This is a genomic window from Streptomyces chisholmiae (assembly GCF_031845445.1).
Taxonomy (GTDB): Bacteria; Actinomycetota; Actinomycetes; order Streptomycetales; family Streptomycetaceae; genus Streptomyces; species Streptomyces chisholmiae.
This window is the reverse complement of the sequence record NZ_JAVREO010000020.1, coordinates 62,008-85,258: the sequence shown is the minus strand read 5'-3', so window position 1 is coordinate 85,258 and position 23,251 is coordinate 62,008. Positions and strand designations below refer to the sequence as shown.

General features: G+C 74.8%; 22 protein-coding genes and 1 pseudogene. 17 read left to right on the top strand and 6 right to left on the bottom strand.

The features are described 5' to 3' along the window. The first annotated feature begins 39 nt into the window (after positions 1–39). From RM844_RS26630 to der, 4 genes are all read left to right on the top strand, one after another. The gene (locus RM844_RS26630; protein ID WP_311669946.1) at positions 40–1,125 is read left to right on the top strand and encodes a prephenate dehydrogenase; all 1,086 of its coding nucleotides are present in this window, start codon (positions 40–42) and stop codon (positions 1,123–1,125) included. Positions 1,126–1,286: 161 nt separating this feature from the next. Then, positions 1,287–1,994, top strand: a complete 708-nt coding sequence (gene cmk / locus RM844_RS26625; RefSeq protein ID WP_311669945.1) for a (d)CMP kinase — start codon at positions 1,287–1,289, stop codon at positions 1,992–1,994. Then, entirely contained in the window at positions 1,991–2,635 is a 645-nt protein-coding gene (locus tag RM844_RS26620; RefSeq protein ID WP_311669944.1) for a lysophospholipid acyltransferase family protein, read from the top strand. The genes cmk and RM844_RS26620 overlap by 4 nt, the downstream gene beginning before the upstream one ends. Positions 2,636–2,708: 73 nt before the next feature. Continuing rightward, positions 2,709–4,199: a ribosome biogenesis GTPase Der gene (der, locus tag RM844_RS26615; RefSeq protein WP_311669943.1), complete on the top strand. Its 1,491-nt coding sequence runs from the start codon at positions 2,709–2,711 to the stop codon at positions 4,197–4,199. A gap of 33 nt (positions 4,200–4,232) precedes the next feature. Here der and RM844_RS26610 read toward each other — a convergent pair whose 3' ends face one another. Next, positions 4,233–4,487 carry a hypothetical protein gene (locus tag RM844_RS26610; protein ID WP_311669942.1) on the bottom strand — a complete coding sequence of 85 codons (255 nt, stop codon included), beginning with the start codon at positions 4,485–4,487 and terminating at the stop codon, positions 4,233–4,235. Between the two features lie 197 nt (positions 4,488–4,684). Next, on the bottom strand, positions 4,685–5,470 hold the full coding sequence (locus RM844_RS26605) for a hypothetical protein (protein WP_311669941.1): 786 nt from the start codon (positions 5,468–5,470) through the stop codon (positions 4,685–4,687). Positions 5,471–5,900: 430 nt separating this feature from the next. Between RM844_RS26605 and RM844_RS26600 the strand changes: the two genes are divergently transcribed. Beyond that, positions 5,901–6,116 (top strand): I78 family peptidase inhibitor, encoded by a 216-nt coding sequence (locus RM844_RS26600; protein WP_311669940.1) that lies wholly within the window; start codon positions 5,901–5,903, stop codon positions 6,114–6,116. A gap of 21 nt (positions 6,117–6,137) precedes the next feature. Here RM844_RS26600 and RM844_RS26595 read toward each other — a convergent pair whose 3' ends face one another. Further along, positions 6,138–7,091 carry a phosphatase PAP2 family protein gene (locus tag RM844_RS26595; RefSeq protein ID WP_311669939.1) on the bottom strand — a complete coding sequence of 318 codons (954 nt, stop codon included), beginning with the start codon at positions 7,089–7,091 and terminating at the stop codon, positions 6,138–6,140. Between the two features lie 338 nt (positions 7,092–7,429). On the opposite strand from RM844_RS26595, the gene RM844_RS26590 reads away from it, so the two are divergent. Both RM844_RS26590 and RM844_RS26585 read left to right on the top strand, forming a co-directional pair. Then, on the top strand, positions 7,430–9,013 hold the full coding sequence (locus RM844_RS26590; RefSeq protein ID WP_311669938.1) for an MFS transporter: 1,584 nt from the start codon (positions 7,430–7,432) through the stop codon (positions 9,011–9,013). Positions 9,014–9,055: 42 nt separating this feature from the next. After that, positions 9,056–10,240, top strand: a complete 1,185-nt coding sequence (locus RM844_RS26585; RefSeq protein ID WP_311669937.1) for an acyl-CoA dehydrogenase family protein — start codon at positions 9,056–9,058, stop codon at positions 10,238–10,240. Positions 10,241–10,307: 67 nt separating this feature from the next. Here RM844_RS26585 and RM844_RS26580 read toward each other — a convergent pair whose 3' ends face one another. Then, entirely contained in the window at positions 10,308–10,751 is a 444-nt protein-coding gene (locus RM844_RS26580; protein ID WP_311669936.1) for a cell division protein SepF, read from the bottom strand. A 364-nt stretch (positions 10,752–11,115) separates the two neighbouring features. On the opposite strand from RM844_RS26580, the gene RM844_RS26575 reads away from it, so the two are divergent. From RM844_RS26575 to RM844_RS26560, 4 genes and pseudogenes are all read left to right on the top strand, one after another. Next, positions 11,116–12,027, top strand: a complete 912-nt coding sequence (locus RM844_RS26575; RefSeq protein ID WP_311669935.1) for a S1 family peptidase — start codon at positions 11,116–11,118, stop codon at positions 12,025–12,027. Between the two features lie 470 nt (positions 12,028–12,497). Further along, positions 12,498–13,580, top strand: coding sequence for a S1 family peptidase (locus RM844_RS26570; RefSeq protein WP_394814598.1), 1,083 nt, complete (start codon positions 12,498–12,500; stop codon positions 13,578–13,580). Positions 13,581–13,740: 160 nt separating this feature from the next. Beyond that, positions 13,741–14,830: pseudogene (locus tag RM844_RS26565) on the top strand (DUF5685 family protein). A gap of 115 nt (positions 14,831–14,945) precedes the next feature. Then, positions 14,946–15,290: a chaplin gene (locus tag RM844_RS26560; protein WP_311669933.1), complete on the top strand. Its 345-nt coding sequence runs from the start codon at positions 14,946–14,948 to the stop codon at positions 15,288–15,290. Positions 15,291–15,356: 66 nt separating this feature from the next. On the opposite strand, the gene RM844_RS26555 is transcribed toward RM844_RS26560, so the two are convergent. Then, positions 15,357–16,385, bottom strand: a complete 1,029-nt coding sequence (locus RM844_RS26555; protein ID WP_311669932.1) for an aspartate-semialdehyde dehydrogenase — start codon at positions 16,383–16,385, stop codon at positions 15,357–15,359. A gap of 211 nt (positions 16,386–16,596) precedes the next feature. On the opposite strand from RM844_RS26555, the gene RM844_RS26550 reads away from it, so the two are divergent. The 6 genes from RM844_RS26550 (at position 16,597) to RM844_RS26525 (ending at position 21,428) form a co-directional block, all read left to right on the top strand. Then, positions 16,597–16,899, top strand: coding sequence for an urease subunit gamma (locus RM844_RS26550; protein WP_311669931.1), 303 nt, complete (start codon positions 16,597–16,599; stop codon positions 16,897–16,899). 163 nt (positions 16,900–17,062) lie between these two features. Further along, the gene (locus tag RM844_RS26545) at positions 17,063–17,398 is read left to right on the top strand and encodes an urease subunit beta (RefSeq protein ID WP_311669930.1); all 336 of its coding nucleotides are present in this window, start codon (positions 17,063–17,065) and stop codon (positions 17,396–17,398) included. Then, positions 17,391–19,124, top strand: coding sequence for an urease subunit alpha (locus RM844_RS26540; protein ID WP_311669929.1), 1,734 nt, complete (start codon positions 17,391–17,393; stop codon positions 19,122–19,124). The genes RM844_RS26545 and RM844_RS26540 overlap by 8 nt, the downstream gene beginning before the upstream one ends. A 53-nt stretch (positions 19,125–19,177) precedes the next feature. Continuing rightward, complete coding sequence (locus RM844_RS26535) at positions 19,178–19,873, top strand: urease accessory protein UreF (RefSeq protein ID WP_311669928.1); 696 nt, start codon at positions 19,178–19,180, stop codon at positions 19,871–19,873. Positions 19,874–19,956: 83 nt separating this feature from the next. Then, entirely contained in the window at positions 19,957–20,679 is a 723-nt protein-coding gene (gene ureG / locus RM844_RS26530; RefSeq protein ID WP_311669927.1) for an urease accessory protein UreG, read from the top strand. Continuing rightward, positions 20,676–21,428: an urease accessory protein UreD gene (locus RM844_RS26525; protein WP_311669926.1), complete on the top strand. Its 753-nt coding sequence runs from the start codon at positions 20,676–20,678 to the stop codon at positions 21,426–21,428. The genes ureG and RM844_RS26525 overlap by 4 nt, the downstream gene beginning before the upstream one ends. 374 nt (positions 21,429–21,802) lie before the next feature. Here RM844_RS26525 and RM844_RS26520 read toward each other — a convergent pair whose 3' ends face one another. Beyond that, entirely contained in the window at positions 21,803–23,089 is a 1,287-nt protein-coding gene (locus RM844_RS26520) for a pyridoxal phosphate-dependent aminotransferase (RefSeq protein WP_311669925.1), read from the bottom strand. Positions 23,090–23,251: the final 162 nt, after the last annotated feature.

Here is a 23,251-nt window from a genome sequence, read left to right as displayed (position 1 = left end):
CCGGCCGGCGGGTCGGTGGCCGGCGGCTAGGCTGGAGGGATGCGCACCGCCCTCGTCATCGGCTGCGGCCTGATCGGCACCTCCGTCGCCCTCGCGCTCTCCGCCCGCGGGGTCCGGGTCCACCTGGAGGACCGGGACCCGGACCAGCGCCGGACGGCCGCCGCGCTCGGTGCCGGCACCGAGGAGGCGCCGGACGGGCCGGTGGAGCTGGCCCTGGTCGCGGTGCCGCCCACGGTGCTGGCCGCCACCGTCGCCGAGTCGCAGCGGCGCGGGGTGGCCCGCGGCTACCTGGACGTGGGCAGTGTCAAGGCGGGGCCGGCGCGGGAGCTGGTGGCGCTCGGCGGGGACCCGCGCGGCTACCTGGGTACCCACCCGATGGCCGGCCGGGAGCGGTCCGGGCCGCTGGCCGCCTCGGCCGACCTCTTCGAGGGCCGGCCCTGGGTGCTCACGCCGACCGCGGACACCGAGACCGAGGTGCTCAACCTGGGCCTGGAGCTGGCCGCGCTCTGCCGCGCGGTGCCCGTGCTGATGGACGCCGCCGCGCACGACCGGGCGGTCGCCCTGGTCTCGCACACCCCGCAGCTGGTCTCCAGCCTGGTCGCGGCCCGCCTGGCGCCGGCCGACGAGGCCGCGGTGCGGCTGTGCGGGCAGGGCATCAGGGACGTCACCAGGATCGCCGCCTCCGACCCGCGGATGTGGATCGAGATCCTGTCGGCCAACCCGGGCCCGGTCGCCGACGTGCTGGCCGAGGTCGCGGCCGACCTGGAGCGGACGGTGGGCGCGCTGCGCGCCCTGGAGTCCGCCGACGAGGCCAAGCGCGCCGACGGCGCCGCCGGCATCGAGGCGGTGCTGCGGCGCGGCAACGCCGGGCGGGCCAGGGTGCCGGGCAAGCACGGCGCGGCGCCGGCCAGCTACGAGACGGTCGTCGTCTCGATCAGCGACCGGCCGGGCGAGCTGGCCAGGATCTTCGCCGACGCGGGCCGGGCCGGGGTCAACGTGGAGGACGTCCGGATCGAGCACGCCACCGGCCAGCGGTCCGGGCTGGTGCAGCTGATGGTGGAGCCGGCCGCGGCGCCGGTGCTCGCCGCCGCGCTCCGCGAGCGGGGCTGGGGCGTCCGGGGGTAGCCGGCGGCCCCGGGGGCTGGTCGGGTGCCGCCGTGGGGCCGGTAGGCTTTCGGGGTGGGCCGGCCGCCCGATACCGCCGTGGTGCGTGCGCTTGGCGGGAGCCCGTGCTCCGGGTGCTGGTGCCCCGTTCCCGTCCCGTTCTGCGAAAGGTGTCCACCGCCGTGGCTGCAACTCCCGTCGTCGTCGCCATCGATGGCCCATCCGGCACCGGCAAGTCGAGCACCTCCAAGGCGGTGGCCGCGCGGATGGGCCTGCGCTACCTGGACACCGGCGCCCAGTACCGGGCCATCACCTGGTGGATGCTGCACGCCGGAATCGACGTCGAGGACGCCGCGGCGGTCGCCGCCGCCGCCGACAAGCCGAGCATCGTCTCCGGCACCGATCCGCTGGCGCCGACCATCACGGTGGACGGCACCGACGTGGCCGCCCCGATCCGGGGGCAGCAGGTGACCGGCGCGGTCAGCGCGGTCAGCGCGGTGCCCGAGGTCAGGACCCGGATCACCGAGCTCCAGCGGTCGATCGCGGCCGAGGCCGCGGAGGGGATCGTGGTGGAGGGCCGGGACATCGGCACCACCGTTCTGCCGGACGCGGACCTGAAGATCTTCCTGACCGCCTCCCCCGAGGTGCGGGCCGCCCGGCGCAGCGCGGAGCTGACCGGCCGCTCCGGCGGGCCGGCCGCGGCCGGCGCCGATGTCGTCGCCACCCGGGAGGCGCTGCTCCGCCGGGACGCGGCCGACTCGGGCCGCAAGACCTCGCCGCTGGCCAAGGCGGCGGACGCCACCGAGGTGGACACCAGCGAGCTGACCCTGGAGCAGGTCATCGAGTGCGTGGTGACCCTCATCGAGGAGCGGGGGCGGCGGCCACGATGACCCCACCGGGCGCCCGGGGCGCCGCGGCCGGCCGCCGGCTGGCCCGCGGCGTGGTCCACACCGCGTGGCGGCCGCGGACGCTGGGCGCCTGGCGGGTGCCGTCGGCCGGCCCGCTGATCCTCGCCGTCAACCACGCGCACAACGTGGACGGGCCGCTGCTGCTGGGCACCGCGCCGCGTCCGGTACGGTTCCTGGTCAAGCGTGAGGCCTTCGTCGGCCCGCTCGGCGCCGTGCTGCGGGGCACCGGGCAGATCCGGGTGGACCGGGCGGTGACCGATCTGGCGGCGGTCCGGGCGGCGCTGGCGGTGCTCGACGCCGGGCAGGTGCTGGGTGTCTTCCCCGAGGGCACCCGGGGGCGTGGCGACTTCGCCGAGGTCCGTGGCGGGCTGGCGTACTTCGCGCTGCGGTCAGGGGCGCCCGTCCAGCCGGTGGCCGTGCTGGGCAGCGACCGCCCCGGCCGGCTGCTGCGGCCGCTGCCGCCGCTGCGCGGGCGGGTGGACGTGGTCTTCGGGGAGCCGTTCGCGGTGCGCCGGTCCAGGGGAAGCCGCCGGGGCCGCGCGGCGTTGGACGAGGCGACGGCCGACATCCGGGCCCGGCTGGCCGCCCACCTGCGGTCGGCCCGGCGGGCCACCGGCCGGTAGGCCACACTTGACGGCGCGCCCCGCGCGCGCCGCGGCACCATTCACCGACGACGGACGAGGTAGACGTAACGCCATGAACGACCAGAACCACCCGGGCGCCGAGCCCGGGCCGCACGACGGCCAGCTGGCGGGTCATGGCGCGCTCGGCGACGGGGACTACGCGGAGTTCCTGCGGATCGCCGCCGAGGAGGGCTTCGACGCCGACGAGGTCGAGAGCGAGCTGGCCGACGCGGCCTCCGGGCCGCTCCCCACGCTGGCCGTCGTCGGCCGGCCGAACGTCGGCAAGTCGACCCTGGTGAACCGGATCCTGGGCCGCCGCGAGGCGGTCGTGGAGGACCGCCCCGGGGTGACCAGGGACCGGGTGACGTACGAGGCCGAGTGGGCCGGCCGCCGCTTCAAGTTGGTGGACACCGGCGGCTGGGAGCAGGACGTGCTGGGCATCCAGGCGTCCGTGGCCGCGCAGGCCGAGTTCGCCATCGAGGCGTCCGACGCGGTGGTGCTGGTGGTGGACGCCACGGTGGGCGCCACCGACACCGATGTCGCCGTGGTCAAGCTGCTGCGCAAGGCCGGCAAGCCGGTGGTGCTCTGCGCCAACAAGGTGGACGGCCCCACCATGGAGGCCGAGGCGGCCTACCTGTGGTCGCTCGGCCTGGGCGAGCCGCACCCGGTCTCCGCGCTGCACGGCCGGGGCACCGGCGACATGCTGGACGCGGTGCTGGCGGCGCTGCCCGAGGCGCCGGCCCAGACCTTCGGCGACATCGTCGGCGGCCCCCGCAGGATCGCCCTGATCGGCCGGCCCAACGTGGGCAAGTCCTCGATGCTGAACAAGGTCGCCAACGAGGACCGGGTGGTGGTGGACGCCACCGCCGGCACCACCCGGGACCCGGTGGACGAGCTGATCGAACTGGGCGGCCGGACCTGGCGGTTCGTGGACACGGCCGGCATCAGGCGCCGGACCCACCTCCAGGGCGGGGCCGACTACTACGCCTCGCTGCGCACCGCGGCGGCCCTGGAGAAGGCGGAGGCGGCGGTCGTGCTGATCGACGTCAACGAGCCGATCAGCGTGCAGGACACCCGGATCATCACCATGGCGGTGGAGGCCGGCCGGGCGCTGGTGATCGCCTACAACAAGTGGGACACGCTGGACGAGGAGCGCCGCTACTACCTGGAGCGGGAGATCGAGCAGGAGCTGGTCCGGGTGCGCTGGGCGCCCCGGGTCAACGTCTCGGCGCGCACCGGGCGGCACCTGGAGAAGCTCGTGCCGGCCATCGAGACCGCCCTGGCCAGCTGGGAGTACCGGGTGCCCACCGGGCGGCTCAACAGCTTCCTCGGCGAGCTGGTGGCCGCCAACCCGCACCCGGTGCGCGGCGGCAAGCAGCCGCGCATCCTGTTCGGCACCCAGGCCGGCACCCGGCCGCCGCGGTTCGTGCTCTTCGCCTCCGGCTTCCTGGAGGCCAGCTACCGCCGGTACGTGGAGCGGCGGCTGCGGGAGGAGTTCGGCTTCGAGGGCACCCCGATCCAGCTGTCGGTGCGGGTGCGGGAGAAGCGCGGCCGGAAGAAGTAGGCCCGGCCGCCGGGGGCGACCCCGGCCGCCAGGTCAGCCATCCCGGGCGGTGTCGGACCGCCCGGGAGGCAGCTCCGCCCGGGCCGCCACCATCCCGGGCCGGTACTCCAGGTGGGGCCAACTGCCCACCCCCACACCGCGGATGGTGTTGAACCCGACGAAGCGCAGCTCCTCCTCGCCGGCGCGGTCCCCGGGCAGCGCCCGGAACAGCCGGCGGTACTCGGCGCACAGCGAGTCGTAGATCGGGGTGGCCGAGCCGCCGGCCGTCCGTTCGTAGGAGGCCCGCATGCCGGGGATGGGGGTGGGCCGGAGGGACTGCGCGGTTCGCTGGGGTTCGTAAGGGTGCACGCCCAACCAACGACCGGAATCCGCCCCGGATGCGGCTTGTGACCGGCGGTGTACTCGTTCGCCCCAGCCGGTCGCCGGCCCGCCCGCCGGCCGGCGCCCGCCCGCGCGGGCCCGGCCGGCGGGCGGGCCGGGGCGGCTCAGGTGCCGGCCAGCGGCATGGCCGCGGCCACCAGCAGCCCGCCGGCGGCGGCCTTCTCCAGCGCCTCCCGCAGCAGGTCCTCCCGCGGCTGCTGGCCGATGGTGCCGGCCGGCGCCGCGTAGACCAGGACGGTCTGCCGCTGGTTGGCGCTGGCCCGCCAGCCCTCGGTCACCGACAGCGGCTCGTGCGCCTGCCACCAGGCGCTGGCGTCGCCGCCGGCCGGGTCGCTCTGGAGCACCGCGTGCAGCTTGCCCATGGCCAGCAGCACCGACCAGCCGGCCAGCCGGGAGGGCGCGGTGGAGACGGCGGTGACCGGCATGAAGCCGGCCTCGATCAGCAGCGGCAGGAAGTCGTCACCCGGGCCCTGGGAGCCGGGCCGCACGATGGGGGCGGTGGGCTCCACCACGATCGCCGGGTAGACCTCGTCCTCGATCAGGATCTGGCCGCAGGTGACGCCGAGCACGGCCTGGTTCGGGGCGGGCTGTTCGCCGCCGGGGGCCGACTGTCCCTGGCTGGTGATGGACCGCACCGCTCCCTGGAGCTGCTCCTCGGAGACGGCGACCACCTGGGAGGGAATGCAGGAGGCGTGCGCGAAGGCGAGCACGGCCGTCTCGCCCCCGACGAACAGCACCGTGCTGGTGCGCTCCTGCGTGGTGTTGCCGGGGGTGCGGCAGGACGTGCAGTCGTAGGCGCCGGGGGCGTTCTCGCCAGCGAGCAGCCGTTCGGCTTCTTCGTCGCCGATCTCGGCGCGTACGTCGTCGCTGACGTCGAGCAAGGGGGACACGGTCGCTCCTCGGTTCGGGTTCTGCCCGCCTTCCGCGGCGGGTGCCCCGTGCTCAACGGCGCGGGGCGCGCCCGGGTCACGCTGCGGGCGGGAGGGTGGCCGAAGCCGTCCCGAACGTGGGGGAAACCGGCCGCCGCCCGGCCGCCCCCCGGCCGTCGCGATCCGGACAGCCGGCATAAACCAGCCGTTCACCGAGGTTCACCTAAAACGTGAATGTCCGGTGTGCGGAATGGTGTCGTTAGGGTGGTCGGAAAAACCGACTGAGAACGCCTGGGGGTGACGTCGCCGGCGCTATTCCGGGGGCCGTCATCACAGAACGCGCACTTTTCCCTAATGGCCGTAGGGCGGCCCCGGTTGTGACACAAGCGTGACAGTTCGCGGGGCCGGACGGGACTTCCGGGCGGCCGGGGGGAGGCCGTACGGTGTGGCCATGCCATCCCTGCCCCCGCCACCGAAGTCACCGGACGACGAGCCAGAGGCCTATGTCGGCATGGTCGCCGAACAGGCCGCCGAGCTGGCCAGGGGCCGGGGCTGGCGCACCGTCCGCCAGCTGGCCCCGGACGCGATCGTCACCATGGAGTTCATGCCGGGACGGCTGAACTTCGCGGTCCGGGACGGCGCGGTGGTGCGCTGCTGGCGGGGCTGACCCCGCCCGGCCCGGCCGGGCTCAGCGCCGGCCGGCCGGGCCGACCGGCTGCTCCGGGTGGCTCGGGTAGGGCCGGGACGCGCCGGCCGACCGCCCCGCGGCCTTGGCCAGCCGGCCAGCGCCGGCCCGGCCGCCGGCCACCGCGGGCTGCGGGTGCGGCCGCGGCTCGTCGTCCAGGGGCGTGACCGGCAGCGGCTTCGGGCGCGTGCCGGCCGCCGGCCGTTCCTCGGGTGGGGCCACCCGCGTCCGGCGGGCGCGGTCCCAGTAGCGCAGCACGGTGGTGTTGGTCTTGGTGATCAACGGCTCGCACCAGGGCAGCGCCAGCAGGATCAGCAGGCCGGCCGCCCAGCCGAGCAGCACGTCGCTCACCCAGTGGGTGCCGAGGTAGACGGTGGTGGTGCCGACGCCGAGGGCGAAGACCGAGGCGATCACCGAGAGCGTCCGGCGGGCGGTCGGGGTGGTGGCCAGATAGGCCAGGATGCCCCAGGTCACAACGGCGTTGGCGGTGTGACCCGAGGGAAATATATCCCCGGTCAGCCACATCTCGTTCGAGCCGATGGTGGTCGCGTAGTGCGGGCCCTCACGGGCCATGCCGAACTTGGCCGCGCCGACCGAGAGGTTGAGCAGCAGCAGCGCGCTCGCCAGCACCAGCAGCGGGCGCAGCGTCCGCTGCCGCCAGCAGCGCCAGCCGAGCCAGGCGGCGATCAGCACCGCGGTCGGCCCGCGCTGGCCCAGGACCACGAAGTAGTCCAGGAAGGCGTGCAGCTCGGGCCACTGCTTGTAGGGGCGGAAGAGCATGACCTGCCAGTCCAGCCGGACCAGCCAGGACGTGACGCAGACCGCCGCCACGATGGCGGCGTAGATGCCGGCGGTGAGCCACAGCAGCCCCAGGCGGGTGCGGCTCATAACAGGAGTCGGCACGTCGGGTGGACGCGGCTCCTGTTCCAGGCGGGCGAAGAATCGGTCGATGCGCACTCTCGCAAGATTACCGCCCGTGTTACGGCGCTTCCTCCCGTGGCCCGCGTTCGTAATGGCGATGTGATGTGCCCGGTGCCGAATCGGCATTGGAGTTTCGACGGGCTTTACGAATTCCGGCGCCGTGGATAAGACGTCCGACGACATTTCCCAGGCCCGTTCATCTGCTTTTTCCGTGGGCGCCGGAGGGTGAACGGAACGGGTGTGGCCGGTGGCCGGCGGGAGGCTGCCGTAGTCTGTCTCCCCGTCTGCCCTCCCCGCCTCCGCCCGCGCCCGCGCAGCCGGGGTTCCCCCGGGGCGGCGAGGGATTGCGGCGCGTAGGCGGGAGAGGTGCACGGATGCCCGGGCCCACCCACCCCGGTGCCGGCACCACGGAACGGACCCGTTGGACGGTCCTGGTGGTGCTGTGCGTCAGCCTGTTCCTGGTCGCCGTCGATGCCACGGTGCTCCACGTCGCGGTCCCCGCGGTCAGCGAGGACCTGCGGCCGAGCGGGGTCGAGCTGCTGTGGATCGTGGACGCCTATCCGCTGGTCTGCGCCTCCCTGCTGATCCTCTTCGGCACCCTGGGCGACCGGTTCGGCCGTCGCCGGGTGCTGCTGCTGGGCTACGCCTGCTTCGGAGCTGCCTCCGCGTTGGCGGCGCTGGCCGGCGGGCCGCTGACGCTGATCCTGGCCCGCGCGCTGCTCGGCGTGGGCGGCGCGATGATCATGCCGGCCACCCTCTCCATCCTGCGGCAGGTCTTCCCCGACCGGCGGGAGCGGGCGCTGGCCATCGGGATCTGGAGCGCGGTCGCCGCGGTGGGCGCGGCGATCGGCCCGCTGCTCGGCGGGCTGCTGTTGGAGTTCTTCTGGTGGGGCTCGGTCTTCCTGGTCAACGTGCCGCTGATGGCGCTGTGCCTGCCGGTCGCCCGGCTGCTGGTGCCGGAGTCGGGCGGGGTGGACGACCGGCCGTTCGACGTCACCGGCGCGCTGTGTGCCGCCGGCGGCCTGTTCTCCGTGATCCTGGCGGTCAAGCGGACCGGCGGCGGCGATCTGGCGACCCCTGGCACGCTGTTGGCCGCCGGCTGTGGGGCGCTGCTGCTGTGGGCGTTCGTCCGCCGGCAGCGGGCCGCCGAGCGGCCGTTGCTCGACCTGTCGGCCTTCGCCAGGCCGGCGTTCGGGGCCTCGGCCGGCTGTGTGGTGCTGACCGTGCTGGCGCTGGTCGGCCTGGCGCTGGTGGCCGCCCAGTACCTGCAACTGGTGCTGGGGCTCTCACCGTTGGAGACCGGTCTGCGGCTGCTGCCGCTGAGCGTGGCGGCCGTCGGCGCCGGGCTGCTCGGCTCCCGGATGCTGCTGTGGCTGGGGCCGCGCACCATGGTGGCCGGCGGGTTCGTGCTGACCGCGCTGGCGGTGCTGCTGCTCACCGGGCTGGACGACACCGACCGGCCGCTGCTGTTGGGCGCCGGCTTCGTGCTGCTGGGCTTCGGACTTGAGACCACCCTGTTCGGCGCCTACGAGTCGCTGCTCAGTGACTCGCCGGCGGATCAGGCGGGTGAGGCGGCGGCGGTGGGGGAGACCGCCTACCAGTTCGGCGCCGGCCTGGGGATAGCGCTGCTGGGCAGCGTGATGAACGCGCTCTACGGGCCGGCGGTGCGCGACGTGGACGGGGTCCAGGCGGCGGACGCGCGGGCCGCGGCGCACTCGTTGGGCGAGGCGTTCACCGTGGCCGACCGGCTGGCCCCGCCGGCGGCGGAGGCGTTGCGCGCCGCGGCCCGGGACGCGTTCGTGCACGGACTGCGGATGACGTTGCTGGTCAGCGCCGGGTTGCTGGCGCTGGGCGCGCTCGTGGCGCTCCGGCTGCCGCGCGGCCTGGTGCGCGCCGTGCCGACGCCGGACGCCCCGCCGGACGGCCCGGCCTTGCCCCACCGGGTTACCCGCCCGTAACGTCTGCGGCGCCGCGTCCACCTCGCGAAAGGCCGCCCCGCCATGACCCCTGCCGCGTCCTTCGACCCCGCCGACCCGTTGGGTCTGGACGAGTTGCTGACCCCCGAGGACCTGGCGGTGCGGGACACGGTCCGACGCTGGGCGGCCAGCCGGGTGCTGCCGCGGATCGCCGACTGGTACGAGCGCGGTTCGGTGGACGACCCGCGCGGCCTGGCGCGGGAGCTGGGCGGCCTCGGGGCGCTGGGCATGTCGCTGGACGGCTACGGGTGCGCCGGCGCCTCGGCGGTCCAGTACGGGCTGGTCTGCCTGGAGTTGGAGGCCGCCGACTCGGGCATCCGCTCGCTGGTCTCGGTGCAGGGCTCGCTGGCCATGTACGCGATCCGCCGCTTCGGCGCCGAGGAGCAGCGCCGCCGCTGGCTGCCCGGGATGGCGGCCGGCGAGCTGATCGGCTGCTTCGCGTTGACCGAGCCGGACCACGGCTCCGACCCGGCCGGGATGACCACCCGGGCCGAACGGGACGGCGACGGCTGGCTGCTGACCGGACGCAAGACGTGGATCACCAACGGCTCGCTGGCCGATGTGGCGGTGGTCTGGGCGCGGGCCGAGGACGGCGTGCGGGGCTTCCTGGTGCCGACCGACGTGCCCGGTTTCGCGGCCACCGACATCCGCCACAAGGGCTCGTTGCGCGCCTCGGTGACCAGCGAGCTGGTGCTGGACGGGGTGCGGCTGCCGGCCGCCGCCGTGCTGCCCGAGGCGCGCGGCCTGCGTGGTCCGCTGAGCTGCCTGGCGCACGCCCGTTACGGCATCGTCTGGGGGGCGCTGGGCGCCGCCCGCAGTTGCCTGGAGGCGGCCCTCGGGTACGCAGGGACCCGGGAGCAGTTCGGCCGGCCGATCGGGGGCTTCCAGCTCACCCAGGCCAAGCTCGCGGACATGGCGCTCGAACTGCACAAGGGGCTGCTGCTGGCGCACCACCTGGGCCGCCGGATGGACGCCGGGACACTGCTGCCCGAACAGGTCAGCTTCGGCAAGCTGAACAACGTCCGGGAGGCGCTGACGGTCTGCCGGACCGCCAGGACGGTGCTGGGCGCCAACGGGATCTCGTACGAGTACCCGGTGCTGCGGCACATGGCCAACCTGGAGTCGGTGCTCACCTACGAGGGCACCAGCGAGATGCACCAGCTGGTGTTGGGGAAGGCGCTGACCGGCCTGGACGCCTTCCGGGGCTGAGCAGGCGAAGGCGCCGGCCGGCGGGGGTCCGCCGGCCGGCGCCTTCGGGAGTGGGGCCGGGCCCCGGTCAGCTCTGGTTGAAGAAGCCGTCGTTGTCCTCCGGCCGGGGGCCGCCCGAGACCACCTGGTAGGTGGCCGGGGTGAGCAGGAAGACGCGGTGGGCGACCCGCTTGATGGTGCCGCGCAGACCGAAGTTGAGGCCGGCGGCGAAGTCCACCACGCGTTTGGCGTCCGCCGTCTCCAGCGAGGTCAGGTTGATCACCACGGGGATGCCGTCCCGGAACAGCTCGCCGATCCGGCGGGCGTCCCGGAAGTTCTCGGGGGTGACCATCGCGATCCGGCTGCCCTGCTCCTCGGCCGCCCGGGCCGCGACCCGCAGCCGCGGGTCGGTGGTCCAGGGCGTGGCGCTGTCCCCGGGCTCGGGCCCCTCGGCGTACTCGTCGTCGTAGTAACGCATCTCGCTGTCGTCGACGAGGCCCAGCCAGGCGCTGGCCTTCCGTACCGATCCCATGGTCGCCTCCTCTCCTGACGCGGCATCCAGCTGTCCGCCTGTCTATGGTCGTCCATGATGCGGATGTTGTGCCATGTGGATACCTGGCTGTTACGAGTTTCGTGACGGTTCTGGTGCATTCGACGTACCTCCCCATCAGCGCGGATGTGGTAGCGGCCGGCTGACGGAGAGTAAGTGGGGCGGATGCCGCCATCCGGGTGAGGGGGGTGGCGGGGCTGGCTGAAAGGCGTTCTTGGCAAGTGAGTTGACGGTGAAGAAGATTCATCCAGCGCTTGTCAGGGTCATGGCATGCACACCGATTCCTGACCACGCCTCACGGCTCGCTACCCAACGGGCCACCGAATCCTCGACTGGAGGAAGTTTCGTGAGTTTGAAGCGCAGTCCCCACAGACGCAGCTCCCGGCTCGGGCTGATCGCCGCCGCCACCGGGCTGCTGGCCACCGCCGCCTTCGCCCTGCCGGCCACCGCCCAGGCCGACGAGGTCCGGGCCTTCAGCGCCACCGAGCTCTCCACCGCCAGCGACGCGGTGCTCGCCGCAGACGTCGGCGGTACCGCCTGGGAGGTGAACACGGAGACCAACACCCTGGTCGTGACCGTCGACGAGACGGTGACCGAGGCGGAGATCGACCGGATCACCGAGGAGGCCGGTGACCTGGCCGGCGCGCTCACCATCGAGCGCACCGAGGGCACGTTCGAGCGCTACCTGGCGGGTGGCGACGCCATCTACGCCTCCGCCGGCTGGCGCTGCTCCGCCGGGTTCAACGTCCGGATCGGCAGCGCGGACTACTTCCTGACCGCCGGCCACTGCACCGAGGGTTTCCCCAGCTGGTACACCAACTCCGGGCTGAGCACCTACATCGGCCCGACGGCTGGCTCCAGCTTCCCCGGTAACGACTACGGGCTGGTGCGCTACGACTCCTCCGTCGCGCGCCCCGGCGTGGTCAACCTGTACAACGGCACGACCCGCGACATCACCGGCGCGGCCAACGCCACGGTCGGCCTGTCCGTGCAGCGCAGCGGTAGCACCACCGGCCTCTCCGGCGGCACCGTGACCGGCCTCAACGCCACGGTGAACTACGGCGGCGGGGACATCGTCTCCGGTCTGATCCGGACCAACGTCTGCGCCGAGCCCGGCGACAGCGGCGGCCCGCTGTTCTCCGGCAACACCGCCATCGGCCTGACCTCCGGCGGCAACGGCAACTGCACCGTCGGCGGCACGACGTACTTCCAGCCGGTCGTCGAGGCGCTCAACGCCTACGGGGCGACCATCCTGTAGCGGGCGCCCGGCGCCTACCCGGCGCCCGGGTCTCCTCCGTCGCTGCCCTCACCCGAACCGGGTGGGGGCAGTGGTGCGTTCGGGGGGCGCGTGTGAAGGCGTCTTCGAGGCTCGGTCGCGGAGAAGTGGCGGCTGGGGCGTGGCCCGCCGCCTCGGTGGGTGACTTTCGGACAGCTCGCGGTGGTGCGGGCAGGGGCGCGCGGAACCATGCGCGCCCGTATGGTCGCCCCCCTTGGCCCTGACTGTGCGTCTCTCGGTAGGAAAATCGGGAGTGTTCTGGACGGTTTACCCGCATTACCTGCACTGGTGTGATGATCTGGTCGGGGCAAGAACTTGTCCTTGTGTGGCCCCCGATGTGATGGGAATACTCGCCAGTACCGCTTGGCATGGACGTGACGGATCGACCATCGGTCCGGCCAGGTCCGTGCTCACTCCGGAGCGAAGGCTCCAACCCCCACAGGAGGAAGAGCGTGACACACCGACGCAAGTCAACCCGGCGCATCACCGTCGCCGCCACCAGTGCCGCGGCCCTGCTCGCCGGCTCGTTCGCCGTCGCTCAAGCGAGCGCCAGCCCGGCGGACCCGGCCACCACCCCGAGCGTGCTGTCCTCGGCCGAGGCCGGCACCCTCGCCAGCACCCTGGTCGCCGACCTGGGTGCGAGCACCACCGCCGGTACCTACTACGACGCCGGGTCCCAGACCCTGGTGGTCAACGTCGTCGACGAGGCGGCGGTGGCCTCCGTCGAGGCGGCCGGCGCCGAGGCGCGGCTGGTCGAGCACAGCCAGGAGACCCTCGACGGCGTGATGACCGAGGTCGAGGCGTTCGCCGTGCCCGGCACCTCCTGGTCCGTCGACCCGCTGAGCAACCAGGTGCGGGTCAAGGTGGACTCCACGGTCGCCGACGCCGACCTGGCCGCCATCCAGGCGGGGGTCGAGGAGCTGGGCGGGCTCGCCAGCCTGAACACGGTGGAGGGCGAGTTCCAGCCGTTCATCGCCGGCGGTGACGCCATCTACAGCTCGGGTGCCCGCTGCTCGCTCGGCTTCAACGTCACGGCGGGTGGCACCGCCGGCTTCCTGACCGCCGGTCACTGCGGCTCGGTGGGCAGCGGCTGGGCCGAGAGCTCCGGCGGCTCGCCGATCGGCACCATGACCCAGGGCGAGTTCCCCGGCGGGGACTACGCGCTGGTCGAGTACACCGGCGCCACGGACAACCCGAGCGAGGTGAACCGCTACGACGGCACCGCCCAGGAGATCACCGGCGCCGCCGAGGCGGTCGTCGGCCAGTCGGTGGAGCGCTCCGGCAGCACCACCGGGCTGCACGGCGGCGAGGTGACCGGCGTCGATGTCGCGGTCAGCTACCCGCAGGGCACGGTCTACGGCACCATCGAGACCAACGTCTGCGCCGAGCCGGGCGACAGTGGCGGCGCGCTCTTCGCCGGCAGTGACGCGGTGGGCCTGACCTCGGGCGGCAGCGGCAACTGCAGCTTCGGCGGCACCACCTTCTTCTACCCGGTCACCGACGCGCTCGCCGCGGTGGGGGCCAGCATTCCCTGACACCGGCCCCCCACAACCACCGGTGTGACAGTGAGATGATCCGTCAGCCCCCGGCCGCAACCGCGGCCGGGGGCTGACGCGTCACCGGTGACGGCCGCGGGGAGACCGGCCGACGGTGGGGAGCGGGGCCAGCGGGTCCCGGGAAGGTGGGGGAGCGGACGTGTTCGGCATCATCAGGCCCTGTCAGCACCGGCTGACCGAGGGGCAGCACCGGGAGTGGCTGGCCCACCTCTGCGGGCTCTGCCTGGCACTGCGCGGGACCCACGGCCAAGCGGCCCGGGTCGCCACCAACTACGACGGACTGCTGATCTCCGTGCTGCACGACGCGCAGGCCCCGGCCCCGGCCCCGGAGCGCCGGCGCACCGCGGGGCCCTGCCCGCTGCGCGGGCTGCGCACCGCCCGGGTGGCCGTCGGCCCCGGCGCCCAACTGGCGGCCGCCGTCTCGCTGGTGCTCGCCTCGGCCAAGATCAGGGACCACGTGCTGGACGGGGACGGCCCGCTGCGTCGCCGTTCGCTGGCCGCCGCGGCCACCCGGCTGGCCGGCGGCTGGGACGCGGCCGGCGCCCGGGGCGCCGCCGGGGTGGGCTTCGACACCGGGCTGCTGGTGTCCGTGGTGGAGCGGCAGCAGGCGATCGAGGCGCGCACGGCGCTGGGCAGCCCGCTGCTCGCCGTGACGGAGCCGACGGAGACCGCGACCGCCGCGGTCTTCGCGCACACCGCCCGGCTGGCCGGGCGCCCGGGGAACGCCGCCCCGCTGGCGGAGGCGGGCCGGCTCTTCGGCCGGCTCGCCCACCTGCTGGACGCCGTCGAGGACCTCGCCGCCGACCGGGCGGCCGGCCTGTGGAACCCGATCGACATCACCGGCACCCCGGCGGCCGAGGTCCGCCGGCTCTGCGACGACGCGGTGCGCGGCGTCCGACTGGCCCTGCGGGACTGCGAGTTCACCGACGGCCGGCTGGCCCACACGCTGCTGGTGCACGAGCTGGAACGGGCGGTTGACCGGAGCTTCGGCACCGACTGTGCCCACGACCACGGCGGGGCCGCCGATGGCCGGCGAGCCCCCCATCCACCGCGGCCTGTTCGCCGGCTGCGCGGTCTGGCTCGGGATGTGCTGCACCTGCCAGATCTGCTGCAAGGACAGCTACCGGGACCCCTGGAACGGCAAGCGGCGCAAGGGCTGGTGCCGGAACTGCGACTGCTGTGACTGCGGCAGCTGCTGTGACTGCGACTGCTGCGGCTGCGACTGCTGAACCCGACGCCGGCGCGCCCCGTGACACGCCCCCGACCGGCCCAATCGGCCGGCCTGCGGGGGCACTCGGGGTGTGATCGTCCCGTTCAGTTCTTCCTCACTGAGGGGTAAAACCCATGCGTCTTCGCACCGCCGCGGCTGTGACGGCCGTCGCCTGCACCGTCGTCCTTGGCGCCGGCTCCGCCGCTGCCGCCGCCGAACACCCCCAGCACCGCCCGGCGACCGAGCGTGGCGACCACGGCGACAAGGGCGACAAGCACGACAAGAAGGGCAAGCACGGCAAGGGCAAGCACGGGGACGTCGACGCCGGCGCCGTCGGCTTCGCCGCCGGCTCGCCCGGTGTGCTGTCCGGCAACAACATCCAGATCCCGATCGAGATCCCGATCAACCTCTGCGGCAACACCATCAACATCATCGGTCTGCTCAACCCGGCCATCGGCAACGTCTGCGTCATCGACTGACGACGGTCCGAGCGCCGAGTGGCCCGCCCCCGACCGGGGGCGGGCCACCGTCGTGTCCGGCGCCGGTCAGCCGCGCTCGGCGGCCACCAGCTCGGCGATCTGCACCGCGTTCAGCGCCGCGCCCTTGCGCAGGTTGTCACCCGAGACGAAGAGCGAGAGGCCGTTCTCCACCGTCTCGTCCCGCCGCACCCGGCCCACGTAGGAGACGTCCCGGCCGGCGGCCTGGAGCGGGGTCGGCACGTCGGAGAGCGCCACGCCCTCGGCCTCCGCCAGCAGCTCGCGCGCCGTGCGGGGCGAGATCGGCCGGGCGAAGCGGGCGTTGAGCTGGAGCGAGTGGCCGGTGAAGACGGGGACCCGGACGCAGGTGCCGGAGACCGGCAGCCCGGGGATCTCCAGGATCTTCCGGGTCTCGTTGCGGAGCTTCTGCTCCTCGTCGGTCTCGTCGAGGCCGTCGTCCACGATCGAGCCGGCCATCGGCAGCACGTTGAAGGCGATCGGCCGCACGTACTGCTGGGGGGCGGGGAAGTCCACCGCGGTGCCGTCGAAGGTCAGCGCCGTCGCGTCCTGGGCCAGCGCGGCCTTCGCCTGGTCGGCCAGCTCGGCGACGCCGGCCAGGCCGCTGCCGGAGACCGCCTGGTAGGTGCTGGCCACCAGCCCGACCAGCTCCGCCTCCCGGTGCAGCGGCTTGAGCACCGGCATGGCCGCCATGGTGGTGCAGTTGGGGTTGGCGATGATGCCCTTGGGGCGGTCGGCCACCGCGTGCGGGTTGACCTCGGAGACCACCAGCGGCACCTCCGGGTCCAGGCGCCAGGCGGAGGAGTTGTCGATCACCACGGCGCCGGCGGCGGCGACCTTCTCGGCCAGCGCCTTCGACGTGGTCTTGCCGGCGGAGAAGAGCACCACGTCCAGGCCGCCGAAGTCCGCGGTGGCCGAGTCCTCCACGGTGACCTCGCCGTCGGCCCACGGCAGGACCCGGCCGGCGGAGCGGGCCGAGGCGAAGAGCCGCAGCTCGTCCACCGGGAACTTCCGTTCGGCCAGAATGCCGCGCATCACTCCGCCGACCTGCCCGGTCGCGCCAACGATCCCGATCTTCATGGGGCTCCTTACCTCGGTGCCTGGTGGTGCTTGTGTCCCGTCTTACGCCTTCTACCCTGCCCGTTCCGATGTCCGCCAGCCAGTTCTTTGACGCTGGTCACACTCGGCGCCGGCCGCGGAGTACTTCCTGATGGAAGTAACGCCGCCGTAACGCGCCCGAACTAACCTCCAACAGCCAGGCCGCCCGGGCCCGCGGAGACGAGGTGGAGACGTGCAACTGACCCCGCACGAGCAGGAGCGGCTGCTGATCCATGTGGCGGCCGACGTCGCGGCCCGTCGCCGGGCCCGCGGGCTGCGGCTCAACCACCCGGAGGCGGTGGCGCTGATCACCGCGCACCTGCTGGAGGGGGCCAGGGACGGCCGGACGGTCGCCGAGTTGATGGACTCGGGCCGCCGGGTGCTCGGCCGGGCCGAGGTGCTGGACGGCGTCCCCGAGATGATCCACGACGTGCAGGTCGAGGCGACCTTCCCGGACGGCACCAAGCTGGTCACCGTCCACGAGCCGATCTCCTGACCGGCCGGCCCGACCCGTTTTCCCCGAGCGACTCTCCCCATCTGTGTCCCTGACCCCGTTTCCCTGACCCGTTTCCCGACCCCGTCTCCCCGGCCGGGCTCCGCCGACCGGGCCGGGGTTTCGTATCCGACCAGGCCCGTGGGGCCCGAGGAGGCCGACCGCCGTGATTCCGGGCGAGATCCTGTTCGCCGAGCCACCGGTGCCGCTGCACGAGGGCGCCCCGGTCACCCGGCTCACCGTGCGCAACGTCGCGGACCGACCCGTCCAGGTCGGCTCCCACTACCACTTCGCCGAGGCCAACCCCGGGCTGGAGTTCGACCGGGACGCGGCCTGGGGGCAGCGGCTGGCCGTGGCCGCCGGCACCGCGGTGCGGTTCGAGCCCGGCATCCCGGTCGAGGTGGCGCTGGTACCGCTGGCCGGCCGCCGGGTGGTGCCCGGGCTGCGCGGGCTGGCCGGCGGGCCGCTGGACCAGGCCGGGCCGGGGGCGGACCGTGGTTGAGCTGAGCCGGCGGGAGTACGCCGACCTCTACGGGCCGACCACCGGCGACCGGGTCCGGCTGGCCGACACCGACCTGCTGGTCGAGATCGAGCGCGACCTCAGCGGCGGCCCCGGCCGGGCCGGTGACGAGGCGGTCTTCGGCGGCGGCAAGGTGATCCGCGAGTCCATGGGGCAGTCCCGCGCCACCCGCGCCGAAGGCACCCCGGACACCGTGATCACCGGCGCCGTGGTGCTGGACCACACCGGGATCTTCAAGGCCGACGTCGGGATCAGGGACGGCCGGATCACCGCCCTCGGCAAGGCCGGCAACCCGGACACCATGGACGGTGTCCACCCCGAGCTGGTCATCGGGCCCGAGACCGAGGTGATCGCCGGCAACGGGCGGATCCTCACCGCCGGCGGCGTCGACGCCCACGTGCACTTCATCGCCCCCGGCATCGCCCACGAGGCGCTGGCCTCCGGCGTCACCACGCTGGTCGGCGGCGGCACCGGGCCGGCCGAGGGCAGCAAGGCCACCACCGTCACCCCCGGCTCCTGGCACCTGGAACGGATGCTGGCCGCGCTCGACGACCTGCCGCTCAACATCGGCCTGCTGGGCAAGGGGAACACCGTCTCCGCCGACGCGATGCGGGCCCAACTGCGCGGCGGGGCCGTCGGGTTCAAGATCCACGAGGACTGGGGCGCGACGCCGGCGGTGATCGACGCCTGCCTCACCGTCTGCGCGGAGACCGGCGCCCAGCTGGCCATCCACACCGACACCCTCAACGAGGCCGGCTTCGTCGGCGACACGCTCGCCGCCATCGCCGGGCGGACCATCCACGCCTACCACACCGAGGGCGCCGGCGGTGGGCACGCGCCGGACATCATCACCGTGGTCGCCGAGCCGCACGTGCTGCCCAGCTCCACCAACCCCACCAGGCCGCACACCGTGAACACCGTCGAGGAACACCTCGACATGCTGATGGTCTGCCACCACCTCAACCCGGCGGTGCCGGAGGACCTGGCCTTCGCCGAGTCCCGCATCCGGCCGTCCACCATCGCCGCCGAGGACGTGCTGCACGACCTGGGGGCGATCTCCATCATCTCCTCCGACTCGCAGGCGATGGGCCGGGTCGGCGAGGTGGTGCTCCGCACCTGGCAGACCGCGCACGTGATGAAGCGGCGCCGCGGGCCGCTGCCCGGCGACGGGCCGGCCGACAACCAGCGGGCCCGTCGCTATGTCGCCAAGTACACGATCAACCCGGCGATCGCCCAGGGCATGGACCGGGAGATCGGCTCGGTCGAGCCCGGCAAGCTGGCCGACCTGGTGCTCTGGGAGCCGGCGTTCTTCGGCGTCAAGCCGCTGCTGGTGCTCAAGGGCGGCCAGCTCGCCTACGCGCAGATGGGGGACGCCAACGCCTCCATCCCGACCCCCCAGCCGCAGCTGGCCCGCCCGATGTTCGGCGCGCTCGGCCGCGCCCCGGCCGCCAACTCCGTCAACTTCGTCACCCCGCTCGCCCTGGCCGACGGGCTCGACCGGCGGCTGGCGGAGCGGCTCGGGGTGGCCAAGCCGCTGGTAGCCATCCGGGACACCCGCTCCCTCACCAAGGCGGACATGCGGCTCAACGACGCCAGGCCCGCCGTGACGGTCGACCCGGACAGCTTCACCGTCACCATCGACGGCGAGCCGGTGGTCCCCGAACCGGCGACCGAACTGCCCATGGCGCAGCGGTACTTCCTGTTCTGAGGGCGATCCGGTAGCGGAACGCGGTTCGGTCGGCGCGGCGAGAGGAACGGGTGATGGACGAGCGGAACGGCGGGGTCCCGTCGGCGGCGCTGCTGCTGTTGGCGGACGGCCGGTTCCCCGCTGGCGCGCACGCCCACTCGGGCGGCGCGGAGGCGGCGGTGCGCGCCGGGCGGATCACCGACGCCGCGTCGCTGGCCGCGTTCTGCCGGGGCCGGCTCGCCACCGCCGGGCTGATCGCCGCCGCGCTGGCGGCCACCGCCGCGACCGGCGCCGACCCGGCCGAGCTGGACACGGCGGCCGACGCGCGCACCCCGTCCCCGGCGCTGCGGGCGGTGGCCCGCCGGCTCGGCCGGCAGCTGCTGCGCGCCGGGCGGGCCACCTGGCCCGGGCCCGAACTGGCGGCGCTGGCCGCCGCCCACCCCGGCGGCCTGCACCAGCCGGTGGTGCTCGGGCTGGTCGGCCGCGCCGCCGGACTGGGCCCGCGCGAGGTCGCGCTGGCCGCCGGCTACGACGCGGTCAGCGGGCCGGCCACCGCCGTGGTGCGGCTGCTCGGTCTGGACCCGTTCGCCGCCACCGCCGTGCTCGCCGAGCTGGCCCCCGAGACCGACCGGGTCGCCGACCTGGCCGTCGCGGCGGCCCTGGCCTACCCGGCGGCCGGCCCCGAGGCGCTGCCGGCCGGCGCCGCGCCGCTGCTGGAGATCGCCGCCGAGCAGCACGCGGCCTGGCCGGTCCGCCTCTTCGCCTCCTGACCGCCCGACCGCGCCCGCCGCTCGCCCCCGTCCGCCGAAGCCCCCGCCGAGACCCGTACCCGCCCGTGCCCCCGGAGGCCGCCATGCACCTGGACCACCCCGAGCGCTACCCGCAGCGCCACAGCTACTCAGCCGCCGGCCCGCACCGCCCCGACGGCAGCCGGCGCGCGCTGCGGATCGGGCTCGGCGGCCCGGTCGGCTCCGGCAAGACCGCCACCGTGGCCGCGCTCTGCCGGGCGCTCCGCGACCGGCTGGCCATCGCCGTGGTCACCAACGACATCTACACCAGGGAGGACGCCGACTTCCTGCTGCGGAACGCGGTGCTGCCGGCCGAGCGGATCGCCGCGGTGGAGACCGGCGCCTGCCCGCACACCGCGATCCGGGACGACATCTCGGCCAACCTGGAGGCGGTCGAGGAGCTGGAGGACCGCACCGGACCACTGGACCTGGTCCTGGTGGAGTCCGGCGGCGACAACCTCACCGCGACCTTCTCCCGCGGCCTGGTGGACGCGCAGGTCTTCGTGATCGACGTGGCCGCCGGGGACGACATTCCGCGCAAGGGCGGCCCCGGCATCACCACCGCCGACCTGCTGGTCATCAACAAGACGGACCTGGCGCCGCACGTCGGCTCCGACCTGGCCGGGATGGCCCGGGACGCGCACGTCCAACGCGGCGAACTGCCCGTGGTGCTCACCTCGTTGCGGAGCGCGGACGGGGTCGCCCCGGTGGCGGAGTGGGTGTTGGCCAGGCTCGCCGCCTGGCGGGCGGCGCCGGCCGCCGCCGCGCCCACCGGGGTCCCGGGGTGACGGCCAGGGCCGCGGTCAGCGCGCGGGCCGCGGTGGTCGCCGAGCGCGGCGGCGCGCTGCCGGTGCTGCGCGGTGACGGGCCGCTGGCGGTGCGCCGCACCCGCTCGCCCGACCCCGCGTTCAGCCAGGTCACCCTGGTCGGCGCGATGAGCGCGCCGCTGGCCGGCGACCGGCTCGCGCTGACCGTCGAGGTGCGGCCGGGCGCCGCGCTGCGGGTCACCTCGGCCGCCGCCACCCTGGCACTGTCCGGCCGCGACGAGGAGCCGGCCGAGTACCTGGTGACCCTGCGGGTCGCCGAGGGCGCCACGCTGCGGTGGGCCCCCGAGCCGCTGATCTCGGCGGCGGGCAGCGCGCTGCGCCAGCACACCCGGGTGGAGCTGGCACCGACCGCCCGGCTGTGGCTGCGGGAGAGCCTGGTGCTGGGCCGCGCCGGCGAGGCGCCCGGCCGGCTCGCCAGCCGGCTGACGGTGCGCCGCGCCGGCCGGCCGCTGCTCGACCAGGAGTTGTGCGTCGGCTCCTGGGCGCCTGGCTGGGACGGCGGCGCGGTGTTGGACGGCCACCGGGCGGTGGGCCAGCTGCTGGTGGTCGACCCGGAGTTGGCCGACCAGCCGGCCGAGACCGAAGTGCTGGGGGAGGGCGCCGTCCGGGTCAGGCTGGCCGGCCCGGCCACCCTGACCAGCGCCGTCGCCCCCGACGCCCTCGCCCTCGCCCGTGCCCTGACCCCGGTGCCGGCCACGGCCGCCGGTTGACCGCCGGCTGACCGCCGGCGGTGCGGCGGGGGGTGGCGGGAGCCGGGAGTCGCTTGGTGCGGGTCGGCGGTCGTGGAACCGGTGGCGGTGGACCTGCGGCCGGTGTGGGTCGGTGTCTGGGCGGGCGGACGTGAGTTGGTGACCGCGCGCCGGTGGCCGGTGGCTGACGGACGTGGCCCCTGGCCGGTCGGAGGCGGCGGGAGCCGGCGGCCGTGGCCCGGTGGGTGGGAGTTCGGCGGGTGTGGGGTGGTGGGCGCGGAGCCGGTGGCCCCGAGGGCGGTGCCCCGGTCGCCTGGTGGCCCTGTGGGGCGGCGGTCGGGAACCGGTGGCGCCGTGGCCCGGTGTCGCGGATCGGTGACTGGCCCGGGGGCCGGTCAGCCGAGGGTGGCGCCCGCGTTCTGGGGCGTCGGCGCCCGGTGGTCGGTGAGATCGGCCAGCGCCGCGCCGAGGCGGTCGAGGGCGGGTCCGATCCACGGCAGCGCCTCCGGCTCCGCCGCCGTCAGCGCCGCGTGCCGCTGCCGGGGGGTGGAGCCGTACAGCAGGCTGGTGGCCAGCCGGAGGGTCAGGGCGGTGGTCGGTTCGCCGAACGCGCTGCCCGGCAGGGTGGCGACGCCGTGCCGGTCGAGCAGGGCGGTGGCCAGCTCGGGGCCGGTGGTGACGCCCCGGGCGCGCAGCGCCTCCCGGGCCGGCGCCAGGTCGGGGTAGAGGTAGAAACCGGCCTGTGGCGGGCGGCAGTCGGCCCCGGCGGCCAGCAGCCGGGCGTGCGTCGCGGTGGCGACCCGGGCGTGCAGCCGGCGGGCGGCGGCGATGTGCGCGGTGACCGCCGGCGGGTCGTCCAGCGCGTGCGCGGCCACCGCCTGCATGGGCGCGGCCAGGCTGGACCAGATCTCGCTGGCGATCCCGGTCAGCTCCCGCCGCAGCCACTGTCCCCAGCGGCCGGCCGGGGTGCGGGCGAAGCCGATCCGCCAGCCGCCCAGGGCCAGCGACTTGCTCAACCCGGTGGTGATCACGGTGCGTTCCGGCAGGTAGCGGGCCGGGCTCGGGGCGGTGCCGTGGTGGCTCAGCTCGGCGTAGATCTCGTCGCTGATGACGGCGAGGCCGTGGCGTTCGGCGATCGCGCAGACCGCGGCGACCCGTGCGGCGGGCGCGACGGTGCCGGTCGGGTTGTCCGGCACGGTGAGCACCAGCACGGCGGGTCGGGCGCCCGCCGCCCGGGCCCGGCACAGGGCCGGCTCCAGCAGCTCGGGGTCGGGGACGCCGCCGGCCTCGGCCGGCACCGGCACGGCGACGACCCGGCGGCCGAGCAGCGCGGCCTGCGCCGCGTAGGAGACCCAGGAGGGGGTGGGCAGCACCACGTCGCCGCCGATCGCCGCCAGCAGCGCGAAGAGCAGCGGCTTGCTGCCGGGGGCGAACAGCACCTGCTCCGGCTCGGTGGCCAGGCCCCGGCGGCCGAACCAGCCGGCCGCCGCGGCCCGGGCCCGCGCGGAGCCGGCGACCGGGCCGTAACCGTTGCGCAGGTGGGCGTCGGCGAGCGCTTCGGCCAGGCCGGCGGAGACCGGCAGACCGGCCTCCCCGAAGCCCAGGTGCAGCACGTCCTGGCCGGCCGCGCGGCGGGCCTGGACGGCCTCGTCGAGGGCGAGCGTCGCGGAGTGCTTGGTCATGGCGAACCGTCCTGTTCGGTGCGGGGGAACGGGTGGGGCCGGTCGGGGCGGGCACGGAGGGTCAGACGAGGACCGCCCTCGGTGTCCATGGTGCCGTGCCGAGGCGCCGGAACCACGTTCAGCGTGCCCGAGGGATAGCATCAGCAACAGCGCGGAAAGCTG

Coding starts and splice junctions, on each gene's coding strand:
- RM844_RS26630 (WP_311669946.1), top strand. CDS start 40: ATGCGCACCGCCCTCGTCATCGGCTGCGGCCTGATCGGCACCTCCGTC.
- RM844_RS26610 (WP_311669942.1), bottom strand. CDS start 4,487: ATGCGGGCCTCCTACGAACGGACGGCCGGCGGCTCGGCCACCCCGATC.
- ureG (WP_311669927.1), top strand. CDS start 19,957: ATGCACCTGGACCACCCCGAGCGCTACCCGCAGCGCCACAGCTACTCA.
- RM844_RS26580 (WP_311669936.1), bottom strand. CDS start 10,751: ATGGGATCGGTACGGAAGGCCAGCGCCTGGCTGGGCCTCGTCGACGAC.
- RM844_RS26535 (WP_311669928.1), top strand. CDS start 19,178: ATGGACGAGCGGAACGGCGGGGTCCCGTCGGCGGCGCTGCTGCTGTTG.
- der (WP_311669943.1), top strand. CDS start 2,709: ATGAACGACCAGAACCACCCGGGCGCCGAGCCCGGGCCGCACGACGGC.
- RM844_RS26585 (WP_311669937.1), top strand. CDS start 9,056: ATGACCCCTGCCGCGTCCTTCGACCCCGCCGACCCGTTGGGTCTGGAC.
- RM844_RS26520 (WP_311669925.1), bottom strand. CDS start 23,089: ATGACCAAGCACTCCGCGACGCTCGCCCTCGACGAGGCCGTCCAGGCC.
- RM844_RS26590 (WP_311669938.1), top strand. CDS start 7,430: ATGCCCGGGCCCACCCACCCCGGTGCCGGCACCACGGAACGGACCCGT.
- RM844_RS26600 (WP_311669940.1), top strand. CDS start 5,901: ATGCCATCCCTGCCCCCGCCACCGAAGTCACCGGACGACGAGCCAGAG.
- RM844_RS26620 (WP_311669944.1), top strand. CDS start 1,991: ATGACCCCACCGGGCGCCCGGGGCGCCGCGGCCGGCCGCCGGCTGGCC.
- RM844_RS26555 (WP_311669932.1), bottom strand. CDS start 16,385: ATGAAGATCGGGATCGTTGGCGCGACCGGGCAGGTCGGCGGAGTGATG.
- RM844_RS26560 (WP_311669933.1), top strand. CDS start 14,946: ATGCGTCTTCGCACCGCCGCGGCTGTGACGGCCGTCGCCTGCACCGTC.